The sequence below is a fragment of the Streptomyces sp. NPDC007189 genome (assembly GCF_040703635.1).
In the GTDB taxonomy this organism is placed as follows: Bacteria; Actinomycetota; Actinomycetes; order Streptomycetales; family Streptomycetaceae; genus Streptomyces.
Genome location: NZ_JBEYEY010000052.1, coordinates 1 through 10,079 on the forward strand (window position 1 = coordinate 1; position 10,079 = coordinate 10,079).

Below are 10,079 nucleotides of genomic sequence, written 5' to 3' on the forward strand. Positions count from 1 at the left end.
ACCGCGCCGGTCGCCAGCGCTTCGCGGTAGACCTGGCCGCTCGGACCGTCGGACTCCCGGTCGTCGAGCCAGTTGAAGAGCCGTCCGCCGTCGCGCCCGAGCTCCTGCCCTGGCCGATCGTCCGGGCCGGCGATACAGCCGTCGAGCGACATCGACATGTACAGCCGAATCGGATTGTTCACCCTGAACTCCATCTCTCCGCCATGACACCGGGATCCGGCGTTTCCTGATCCGCCGACGGTGCGGGCTTGTCACAAGGAAGGACTTCAGGCAACCGGCCAACTCATCGGTCCGATGCGCCGGCCTGCTGCCAGGCTGAGGGGGCAGAAGTCATGACCCGTGGATCAATTGCGGTCCTTCAGGCCACGTGGCTCTCGGAGCGTTCGACGAGGCGGCCGCGCCCGAAGCGGGCTCCGGCACGGACCAAGGCGACGAGGTGGTGTGCGTTCACGGCCCGCCACCGCTTCTGGGCGGACTCGACGAGTTTGAAGACCATGGCCAGGGCGGCGGTGCGGGAGCCGGCGCCGCGGGTGACCTTGGTCCGCAGCCGGACGGTGGAGAAGGTCGACTCAATGGGGCTCGTGGTACGTAGGTGGATCCAGTGCTCGGTCGGGAAGCCCTAGAACGCCAGCAGCTGGTCCCGGTCGGTGGTGATCTTTTTGACCGCCTTGGACAACTTCGCACCGTAGAGCTGGACGAACGTCTTGATCGTCGCCTCGGCCTGGTCGCGGTCCTCGGCGTTGTGGACATCCTGCAGGGCCTTCTTCGCACCCGGCTGCGCGGACCTTCGGCATGGAGTCGAGGACGTTGGCCGTTTTGTGAACCCAGCGCCTCTGCTCACGGGTTTCGGGGAACACCTCGGCCAGCGCCCTCCAAAAGCCCAACGCGCCGTCCCCGACCGCGAACACCGGGGCGCGCATGCCCCGGCGGGCGCAGTCCCGCAGCAGGTCAGCCCTCGCCCGACTCGCGGTAGCCGCCCTTGAGGGCGACCAGCTCCTTGGAGCCGTCCGCGCGGACCTCGATGAGCACCAGAACGCAGGCTCTGGCCTCCTCCAAGCGGACGTTGAGGTGGATGCCGTCGGCCCACACGTACACGTAGTCGACCTCCGCCAGGTCTCGGTCCATGAAGGCGACGCGGTCGGCCTGCCCCTGCGTCGTCAGCCGAGTGACCGAGACAGCAACCATCCACCTGGCCGGACTCCACATCGCCGGCATCTTCCTCTGGTCCGCCCGGTGATCCAAACGAAAGTCCCTAGCCCTGGCCCGCGTCCCCGTCCTTCTGCAGCTGGTCCTCAAGATGACCGCCGCCGATCAGATCCTTGAGGTGTTCGGCACCATCGCGCCGCCGAGACCGCCCTGAGCAGCCAACGGCACCCTGCGTGAATCCACCGGCGGCGTGAGGCGCCTGACGGAACATCTGGTCCCGTGGACACGCGAAGCGTCATGTGAGCGCACGCACCCATCCGGTGCACACCGACAGAACACCAGGCAGGCATCGCGACAGCACTTCCCCCGCACACCTGCCCTCTGCTCGGGCGCCCTGCCCGGCAGCACGCAGCAGCGCTGTGCAGGCTGTGCGTGGCGGGGTACTCGCGTGGAGCGCGAATGATGCCGACCCCAGCGGCCGTCGGAAGTCCCCCGCCCTGGGGCCGCCTGCGTCGCCGCGGTCAGCCACTCGTTGCCTTCCGGCCCGCCCGCGCATAGTGCCGGGCGGCTCGAACGTGCCGTCCCCCGGTGTCCTGCCGCCGACTATGGTCACGCGTCCGCCCTCCTGGTGAACCGCCCGTCGAGGCCCGGATGGCAGTGCTCTCGCCAGTTCTCCGCGCCGCACAATGGAGCGGGCAGGAGTATGTCTGACGTGGGGTTGAGAACTCGTTCACCTCCGCTGGGGCGGCTGCCGGACGGGGGCATGCTCGGGTGCCCGGTCCAGGCGCAGTGCCAGTGCCGGGCACGCGGCCACCGCGCGCCGTGCGTGCCCGAGGGCTTCACCCGTAAGAGGGGCCGACCCCACGATCGGATAGCCCCACTCATCCAACTCGACGACTTCGGGAAGGAGTTCGGCGCACAGGCCGTAGCCGTCGCATGCGATGCGGTCGATCCCGAGGGAGGGGCTGGGGGCCATGCCGTTCACCTCCATTCCGGCTCATCGGTCACCGGTGTCTCCGGAACTGGCAGCACGGGCTCTTGCCCGGCCCCGGCGCACGGCCCAAGGCTCAGGTGGTGGCGTACGTCGTCGGCGAAGACCCGCAGAGCGGTCGCCGCGAAGCGTGACGCGCCGTCAGGGTGCCGGCAGGCGCCGCGCCCGGCGAGCAGTCCCACGCGGCCCTCCAGCCGCCGTAGCACCTGCGTGTCGGGACGGCCCCAGGCGAGGTCCGCAAAGGCCTCCGCGACCGCCGGCAGCCCGAGGCGGCACGGTCCGCACTGCCGTGCGCTCTGCGCCGCAAGGTATCCGAGCACCCTGGCTGCCGCGGCCAGTGGACCCGGCCGGCCAGCGAACGGGCCTGGTCGGCGAGGTCGTCGGCCCGGCGCAGCAGCGGCTCGGTCTCCCGGCGGTAGCCGGTGTTGTACTGCGGCTGGCCGCAGCACGTCTGCTCGAAGGGGAAATCCACCTCGCACGCCGAGCCGTTCGAGGACGGTGACCGTGGCGATCGCTGTGGCCGGGTGGACGGCGTGGTTGACGCAGGTGGGGAAGAGGGCGACGCGGAGGGAATTCACACCTTGGTCGCTCCGGCGAGCGCTGAACGCCGGGCACCGGCCGGACCAGAAGTACGACTCGTGTGAGTTGGCGTCGCCGACGGAGCCGACGAGGCAGCCGGGGTGGTCCTTGGCGACCTGCTTGCCCAGGGCCTCGTAGTCCTCCCAGGTGCTGGGGACCTTGTAGCCCCACTTGTCCATGAGGGTCTTGTTGCACCAGGTCCGCCGGATGGCGCTCATCGACCGCTGGGTCGCCGAGGCGGAGCGGCGGGGCGAGCTGGTTGGGTGACCACGTGGGGCTCACCCGGCCGAGGCTGGCGGTCTGGAGCAACTGGGGCTCGACGGACAGCCTGCTGCTCCACGACGCGCCGCGCCGCGCGAAGTGCAGCGCGTCGAGACGCGAGAGCGGCTGCTCACCACTTGTCCTGTGCTGCCACCGAACCTTGAGCGTGTGCCAACGAACTTCGAGTGGTGCAGTCCGCTTGCTGAGATTCGTGGCGGAGGATGTCGAGAACGTGCCACCGGCTCCGTCCCAGGGACATCAGCGGCCACCACCGGCCGCACGCGGAAGAAGGAGAAACCAGCATGGCGATTCAGCGGATGGACAACGTCGGCATCGTCGTCGAGGACTTGGATGCCGCCATCGCGTTCTTCGTGGAACTCGGTATGGAGCTGGAGGGCAGGGCGGAGGTCGAGGGTCTCGTCGCCGACCAGTGCACCGGACTCGACGGCGTCCGCTGTGACATCGCGATGCTCCGGACCCCGGACGGTCACAGCCGGCTCGAGCTGGCGAAGTACCGCAGCCCCGCGGCCATCAGTGCCGGGCCGCGCAACCGGCCGCACAACATTCTGGGCACGCACCGCGTCATGTTCGCCGTCGACGACATCGAGGACACCGTTGCCCGCCTGCGCACTCACGGCGCCGAACTCGTCGGCGAGCTGGCACAGTACGAGGACAGCTACCGGCTCTGCTACATCCGCGGTCCCGTGGGCATCATCGTCGGACTGGCCGAGCAGCTCAGCTGAAGGCTCGCGGTGGGTCTGGCGAACCCGCAAGCCCTCCAGCCACCACCCTTGACGAGCAAACCCCCGCGCCACCCAAACTTCGTCGGCACGCGCTCAAAGTTCAGTGGTACAGGACAACTCACCTGCCACTCCCCCCGCTGGATGTGTCTCCACTTGCCCCAGAATTCGAACAAGCGATCTAATTACTGGAGCTCGATGCGAATCAGGCGATCGTCCGCGGGCCGCGCCGGCCGCGCGCGGGCCCGCGCTGAAAGTCGCCCGGTAGCCAGCCAGCATGCGGGTCGTGGTGGCCGGTCCAGGGTGCACGCAGCGCGTCGCGTGAGCGACTCCGAGGGCCCAGGGCGGGGCGGCCCGAACACTGAGCGAGCCGGTGGCCCCGGCTCATCGACGGCAGCTCACCAGTCTCAGAGGACGGCATCTCCACGTGCGATGCGCCAGAGGTCCACGGCCTTCCTTTCCGTAGACGGGTCAGTTCGCGCGCGGCCTGCAGTAGGCCGATGCCGTGATTGACCAGCACCGCTTCTGGCGCGTGTGCTCGAGTGGTCCACCGTCGACGGCGGTACGAGGCATCGTGACGATGAGCCGAGCGTGACAGGTTTCGGGCGGCGTGGTGGCATGAGGGCATGGAGTTGCGGGAGCTGCGGGCGTTCGTGGCTGTGGTGGAGGAAGGCGGGCTGTCCGCTGCTGCGCGGCGGCTGCATCTGAGTCAGCCTGCGCTGTCCCAGACGGTCAGCGGACTCGAGCGACAGCTGGGGGTGAAGCTGCTGGTGCGCGGCAGCACCGGAGTGCGGGCCACCGAAGCGGGTACCGCCCTGATGACGGAGGCGCGCGCAGTGCTCGCCCGGCATGATCAGGCCCTGCGGGTGATGGCGCGGTACACCGGACCGGGTGGCGGGGCGTTGCGGATCGGGATCCCGCTCGAATTGCCCGCAGGACTGCTCGATCCGGCGCTGGCCGATCTGGCCGAGGCGCATCCGGACACGCGTGTGCAGGCGCGGCATCTGTCCTCGGCGGAGCAGTTGGTGGCACTGCGGTCGGGTGAGCTGGACGTCGGCTTCCTGCGGGAGCGTCCGTCGGGTCCGCAGTTCGACGCGCTGCTCGTCGTACGGGAGAAGCTGGGTGTGCTGCTGGCCGCGGGGCGGGCCGCCGAACTCGCCGAACCAGACGGCATCCCGCTCGACGCGTTCGCCGGCCTGCAGTGGGTCGGATTCCCTCGCTCCGGCAGCCCCGCCTGGTACGACGAGCTGACCGCGGTCCTGCGCGGGCACGGCCTGGACCTGGGTCCGGAGCCTCCGCAGGGGCAGGCGCTGATCGCGGATGTGAAGCTGGCGGCGGTCGCCTCCGGGCGGGCCTTCGCGCTGGCTCCGCCCGGCTGGCAGCAGCCCCTGCCCGACCAGGTGACCTGGTCGCCGCTGGTCGGGCATCCGCTGATCCGCCGCACCTGGGCGGTGTGGCCGGCCGACTCGCGCCGCCGTGACCTCGGCCGGTTCATCGCCGCGCTCGACCGCTCGGTGAGCAGCTGAGCCCTGCCCTCTCAGAGTGAAAGCGACTGCGGCCAGGTCCCCCCGCAGATGTGCTACGAGCAGGAGGCGCCGGGCGGACAGCCGCCGACGCCCCCGCGGGGGTCGGTGCGACTCAGACAGCCGTACGGCCGCCGTCGACCGGCAGGATCGCGCCCTGCACGAAGCTTGCCGCGTCACTGACCAGATAGGCGATCGCCTCGGCGATCTCCTGCGCCTCGGCGGGCCGTCCGGCCGGGGCCTGCGCGGCGAGGGCGTCGAGAGCCTCGCCCATCGCGGCTGTGCCCTCGGTACGGGTGGGACCGGGCTCCACGGCGTTGACCCGGACCCCGCGTGGGCCGAACTCGGCGGCCCACGCCTTGGTCAGCAGGTTCACCGCCGCCTTGCTGGAGCCGTACAGCGCCATGCCCGCGACGCCGTACTCGGCGACCATGGTGCTGACGTTGACGATCGCGCCGTGCCCGCGTTCGGCCATCGCCGGGGCGAGCTGCGCCACCAGGTGGAACGGTGCCTTCACGTTCAGGTCGTAGACGGCGTCCACGTCGTCGGGCGACGCCTGCGCCGTCGGACCGAACGGGAAGATTCCCGCGCTGTTGACCAGGATGTCCACGCGGCCGCCGCCCAGCTCGGCGGCCTTCTGCGCCAGCTGTCGGGCCGACGCTGCGTCCCGCAGGTCGGCGGCGAGGAAGTCCGCCTTGCCGCCGCGCGCCCGGACGGCGGCGACGACGGTCTCGCCGCGTGATGTGTCGCGTCCCGCGACCAGCACGTGCGCGCCGCGCTCGGTGAGCAGCGCCGCGGTCGCGGCGCCGATACCACTGGTCGCTCCGGTCACCAGGGCCACACGCCCGGCCAGATCTAGAGAACCCATGAGGGCCGTCCTTCGTATCGAAAAGTGCGGGCCGAACGGAGACGCGGTGGGCCGCGCTCCGTCGCCCCGTCGCCTCGTCCGTGAGGTGACAGGAGTCCCAAGCGCCCGCGACTTCCGGGGATTCCGGCCTGGCCATAGGCGGATCCGATACCCGCTATCAGAGCGGAAGTTTTCTCTGCCATTCCTACCGTCCCTTGGGCGCGCACGCAGCCGAGGACGCCGGTCAAAGCCCTCGCGCAGGTAACGGCTGACTTATGACCGCTCGTGGAATGACCTCCGGCCGGCGCGAGGGCCGTTCATGCGGCAGCCCTGGCAGCCCCCGGGGTCTGCCTGGCCTTCGCCCGTCATGGAGTCCCTTGCGTGACGGCCTCGGCGGATCCAGCCGGCCGAGGCCACTGGGGTGATTCCCGCCCTGACGTGGGCAGCTGATGGCCGCCGCGCCGTAGAAGGACTCCACGCGTCCCCTGGTCATGCTGATCGTGGCCCGGTCGACGCTGTGGAGGGGGACTCGACCGTGTCGGGTGTCAGGCCGTGGTGTGCGTTCGCCGGTCGTAGTCCGCGCGGGCGGCACGGATCACGTCCACGTGCTGGTCGGACCAGCGGGCGAGGGCCTTCACGTGGCGCGCCGGTGGGCGCCAGGCGGTTGCTGAAGCTCGTAGCTGATCTGTCCCTCCAGCGCCTGTGCATGAGGTGCAGCTGGGCTTCGCGCGCGGCCAGGCAGGAGGTCCGGGCGTGCAGCCGTTCGGGGTCAGCGACGTAGTCGGCGTCCTCCTCGGCGGTGGTCGCCGCGCGCTGCGCTGCCGGGACGTCGATCGCCTCCTGCGCAGTGGCCGAGCTGTGGCGCCAGGCAGTGGCCGGGCCGCTGGACTCAAGCGGGCGGGGATGGGGAAGGCGTCGAGGATCTGCTGCACCTCCTGCTCACGCCCGGAGTAGACGGCGGCGGTGTAGGCGCGCACCGTGGCGCGGGCCGGGCCAGGTGCACGGTCCGCTCCTCGTCCAGCCGAGGAACCGCCTCGCCGGCGTGCCCGGCGGCGCGCAGGTCGCGCTGGTAGTCGGTGATGTCCGGCTCCAGGACGGCTAGCAGTTGTCGCGCGCCGGCGTCCCGCACGGCGATCTGGTCGAGCAGCCAGTCGGCCGCCTCTCGTAGGGCGGGACGTCGGCGGCCAGGTTTTCGGCGGCGTGCCAGTCCTCGACGAGCTCGCCGCGGAGCCGAAAGGGGTGTTCCATCCGGTCGACGAGTTCGCTCGTTCGCTGCCCGGCGCTGACGAGCAGCTGATCCGTGTCCTCGTGCAGATCGCCGGCCATTTGAAGGCTGCGGGCGCGGACGGAACGAGGCGGGTAGCCGGCAAGGTCGCGCATGCGGCACGTCCCGGCGGCGGCTGCGGCGATCCATCCGAGTTCGAGTCCCTGGCGCGCGTCGGTAGAGCCAGTCGGCCAGCTGCTGCGTGAGCTGGCTGTCGTCGGTGTCCGGATCATGCATCAGCTGGACGGCCCTCACTCAGGGAGTCCCGCCCCGCGGGACGCAGGCGGGGCGCGGGGATCAGCGAGCTCCGGACGTCGTCATAGCCGTCCTGGGCGCTACCGTCCACGTCCGCCGGGTCCGCTTCGGCCCGCGCCGGCCAGCGACTCCGCCAGCGCCGGGGCTTCACCACTGAGACGCCCGAAGCGTCGAGCGGCGTGTCCCAAGCACAGGCCCGCCAGCCCAAGCAGCGCTACCCGGCACACCGCCCCTGAAGCCTCCTCGCCGGGCCGACCCCCCTGGTGACGTCCCCGGACACGAGGTCTAGCCTCTCCTCGTTCGCGCACCGTCCGGTGCGCCGGGGAGGGGGCCTCCATGGTCGAGGACGGCTCGGCACGGGTGTACCGCAGAGGACGCAGACGGCCCCGACGCGCCGCGCTGCTCTCCCTCGTCCTCATGGGCAACGCCGTGTTGCAGATCATCCGCACCCGCCACGACGTACCACTGTGGTGGGCGCCACTCGCACTGGTGCTCCTCGTCGCGGTCGGCGTCTGGGGCGCCCTGACGCAGTGGCGGGCGCGCACCGTGGTGACGGCTGCGGGAGTCACCCGGCAGGGTCCCCTGCGGGCGCGCACCTGGACCTGGCCGGCCGTCTACGACCTGCGCGTCGAGCCCTCCGACAGCCACACCCTGAGCACCCAGCCCGGATGGCCGGCCTACCTGTACGACACCGAGGGCCGCCGCTTCCTGCTGCCGCACATCAACGAGTGGCAGCTCGACGACCCCTACGCCGAGGTCGCCGCCCTGCGCTCGCAGGCCCGGTGGTACGGCATGCCCGGCGAGCAGCGGCCCGAGGTCGAGGCCCGGATCCTGCGGCGGGCCGGACAGCGCAAGGGATGGCAGTGGGCGAGCGTCGCGGCGGTGGTGGTGTTCGTCCTCATGCTCGCCGTCGCCCTCGCCGAGGACGTCTCCGGGACACCGGCGAACCTCCCCCTGCTCCTCCTGGCCGTGCCGCTGGCCGCCTTCGGCGTGCTCGGGATCCTGCTCGCCCGGTACTGCGCCGCCCGCGCCCTGCGGCTGCCGCGCTGAAACACCCAGAGGGCGCGCAGCGGTGTGATGTGGCCCCTCGATGCAGGGTGATGTGGCTCGACTTCGACCGGGTGGTTCCGCTGGCGCGTGCGGCGGTGTTGACAGCATTCACTGAAGTTCGCTCATCGAGTGCAGCTGCGTGAATTCGTCAGCGACAATGCCCATCACGACCAGATCATGGTGTCGGCCGGCGAAGAACACGTGATCGCGCAGGCGCCCCTCCTCGGCGAAGCCGAGTCGGCGATGAAGTGCCAGCGATGCCGCGTTGTGCCCGAAGATCCGCGCTTCGCACTTGTGGTACCGCCGCTCCGCGAACATGAACCGCAGCAGGATTACCACGGCTTCTGCCGCGTAACCCTTGCGTCGGTGCCCAGCACCCATCGTGATGCCGTACTCGAATCGCCCCGCGCGCGGATCTGCGTGGTGCGAGCCGACAGCCCCGACGATCTGCCCCGTGTCCAAGGCTTCGACGGCCAAGCTGAAGCAGTCGCCGTCGGACTTGGGGACGGCCTGTTCTTTCGCCCAAACGCGGAACGCCTCGGCAGACCGAGGCGGATGCAGCAGGTCTCCCAACCGCTCCTCATCGACTGCGAAGCCCATGAACGCTGTCCAGTCCTCAGGCTCGATACCGCGCAGACGTACCCGCTTACCAGTCCAGAACGAAGTCATCCCCTATTCGATCACGAGTAAGCCGCGGTGCACAGACCAGTCGGCCCCCGCCTGAAGTCCCCGTCATACCGGTGAAGCCAGATCAACTGGGCACGCAGGAGCGGGCGCGATGAGGTCTGCCAAGGCGGGAGCGGCCATGTCGGTGTGAGCAGTTTTCGTGAGTTCCTGGTCAGCTTCGGTTGCCGTGACGGCACCCAGACGCTGCGCGGGCAGCGGACGGCGTTACGAGGACGGACTCCACGGCGTCGTCGGGGCGGAGTGCCGGCGGCGCGTACGTCTACTCGCCGCTGCTCTGACGGCCTGCAGCCCGGCTTGCTGTGACCTGGCCCGGCATCCCGCGTCGCAGGACGCCACGGTGCGACCGGCCAGCCGATGCGGAAGCTGTGCAGCTCGCCGCCGGGCCGGTGAGGTGCCTGCCGGGCCACCCCGCATGGCGGCAGCCGAAGTGATCTCAGCGGGCCGGGGCTGCGTATCCACCGACGTGAAACCGTGAGCAACACCGTGATCGTTCATGGGAGCACGCTAGTAGGACTCCGTTAGGTCTGTCTTGATCTTCGTGCTGTGTGTGTGCTGCTGGGCAGGGGTTGGTGGCAGGTAGTGCAGATGCCGGTCCAGCACCTCAAGATGTCTTGGAGGGCGTCGAGGATCTGGTAGAGGGTTGAGCTGACCCCGGATTCGTGGAGTCCCTGAAGCCAGGCTTATGATCCTGGCCCGAAGGAGAACCACGAGCAGTGCCAGCACCACGCAAATACCC

General features: G+C 70.2%; 8 protein-coding genes and 4 pseudogenes. 3 read left to right on the forward strand and 9 right to left on the reverse strand.

Annotated features, from left to right (window positions below; all coding sequences use genetic code 11):
- The 6 genes and pseudogenes from AB0950_RS39935 to AB0950_RS39960 form a co-directional block, all read right to left on the reverse strand.
- Positions 1-194 (reverse strand): annotated as a pseudogene (locus AB0950_RS39935) (dihydrofolate reductase); the annotation flags it as partial.
- A gap of 164 nt (positions 195-358) precedes the next feature.
- Positions 359-1,185: pseudogene (locus tag AB0950_RS39940) on the reverse strand (IS256 family transposase); the annotation flags it as partial.
- Positions 1,186-1,876: 691 nt separating this feature from the next.
- Entirely contained in the window at positions 1,877-2,122 is a 246-nt protein-coding gene (locus tag AB0950_RS39945) for a ferredoxin (RefSeq protein WP_360162143.1), read from the reverse strand.
- A gap of 5 nt (positions 2,123-2,127) precedes the next feature.
- The gene (locus tag AB0950_RS39950; RefSeq protein ID WP_366780771.1) at positions 2,128-2,586 is read right to left on the reverse strand and encodes an NADH-ubiquinone oxidoreductase-F iron-sulfur binding region domain-containing protein; all 459 of its coding nucleotides are present in this window, start codon (positions 2,584-2,586) and stop codon (positions 2,128-2,130) included.
- A pseudogene (locus tag AB0950_RS39955) lies at positions 2,523-2,715 on the reverse strand ((Fe-S)-binding protein); the annotation flags it as partial. The pseudogene AB0950_RS39955 and the gene AB0950_RS39950, both read right to left, overlap by 64 nt.
- A 24-nt stretch (positions 2,716-2,739) precedes the next feature.
- Positions 2,740-2,907, reverse strand: a pseudogene (locus AB0950_RS39960) (carbohydrate ABC transporter substrate-binding protein); the annotation flags it as partial.
- 372 nt (positions 2,908-3,279) lie between these two features.
- Here AB0950_RS39960 and AB0950_RS39965 point away from each other — a divergent pair.
- Both AB0950_RS39965 and AB0950_RS39970 read left to right on the forward strand, forming a co-directional pair.
- On the forward strand, positions 3,280-3,720 hold the full coding sequence (locus AB0950_RS39965) for a VOC family protein (RefSeq protein ID WP_360576098.1): 441 nt from the start codon (positions 3,280-3,282) through the stop codon (positions 3,718-3,720).
- A gap of 623 nt (positions 3,721-4,343) precedes the next feature.
- Positions 4,344-5,243: a LysR substrate-binding domain-containing protein gene (locus AB0950_RS39970; RefSeq protein ID WP_366780768.1), complete on the forward strand. Its 900-nt coding sequence runs from the start codon at positions 4,344-4,346 to the stop codon at positions 5,241-5,243.
- Between the two features lie 112 nt (positions 5,244-5,355).
- Here AB0950_RS39970 and AB0950_RS39975 read toward each other — a convergent pair whose 3' ends face one another.
- A complete protein-coding gene (locus AB0950_RS39975; protein WP_366780769.1) occupies positions 5,356-6,108 on the reverse strand; it encodes an SDR family NAD(P)-dependent oxidoreductase in 753 nt (250 codons plus the stop codon).
- A gap of 1,077 nt (positions 6,109-7,185) precedes the next feature.
- Entirely contained in the window at positions 7,186-7,467 is a 282-nt protein-coding gene (locus AB0950_RS39980) for a hypothetical protein (protein WP_360162151.1), read from the reverse strand.
- Between the two features lie 475 nt (positions 7,468-7,942).
- Between AB0950_RS39980 and AB0950_RS39985 the strand changes: the two genes are divergently transcribed.
- Positions 7,943-8,656, forward strand: coding sequence for a PH domain-containing protein (locus AB0950_RS39985; protein ID WP_360576101.1), 714 nt, complete (start codon positions 7,943-7,945; stop codon positions 8,654-8,656).
- Between the two features lie 108 nt (positions 8,657-8,764).
- Here AB0950_RS39985 and AB0950_RS39990 read toward each other — a convergent pair whose 3' ends face one another.
- Positions 8,765-9,325: a GNAT family protein gene (locus AB0950_RS39990; protein WP_366780770.1), complete on the reverse strand. Its 561-nt coding sequence runs from the start codon at positions 9,323-9,325 to the stop codon at positions 8,765-8,767.
- Positions 9,326-10,079 lie beyond the last annotated feature (754 nt).

Coding starts and splice junctions, on each gene's coding strand:
- AB0950_RS39975 (WP_366780769.1), bottom strand. CDS start 6,108: ATGGGTTCTCTAGATCTGGCCGGGCGTGTGGCCCTGGTGACCGGAGCG.
- AB0950_RS39985 (WP_360576101.1), top strand. CDS start 7,943: ATGGTCGAGGACGGCTCGGCACGGGTGTACCGCAGAGGACGCAGACGG.
- AB0950_RS39970 (WP_366780768.1), top strand. CDS start 4,344: ATGGAGTTGCGGGAGCTGCGGGCGTTCGTGGCTGTGGTGGAGGAAGGC.
- AB0950_RS39945 (WP_360162143.1), bottom strand. CDS start 2,122: ATGGCCCCCAGCCCCTCCCTCGGGATCGACCGCATCGCATGCGACGGC.
- AB0950_RS39990 (WP_366780770.1), bottom strand. CDS start 9,325: ATGACTTCGTTCTGGACTGGTAAGCGGGTACGTCTGCGCGGTATCGAG.
- AB0950_RS39965 (WP_360576098.1), top strand. CDS start 3,280: ATGGCGATTCAGCGGATGGACAACGTCGGCATCGTCGTCGAGGACTTG.
- AB0950_RS39980 (WP_360162151.1), bottom strand. CDS start 7,467: ATGCGCGACCTTGCCGGCTACCCGCCTCGTTCCGTCCGCGCCCGCAGC.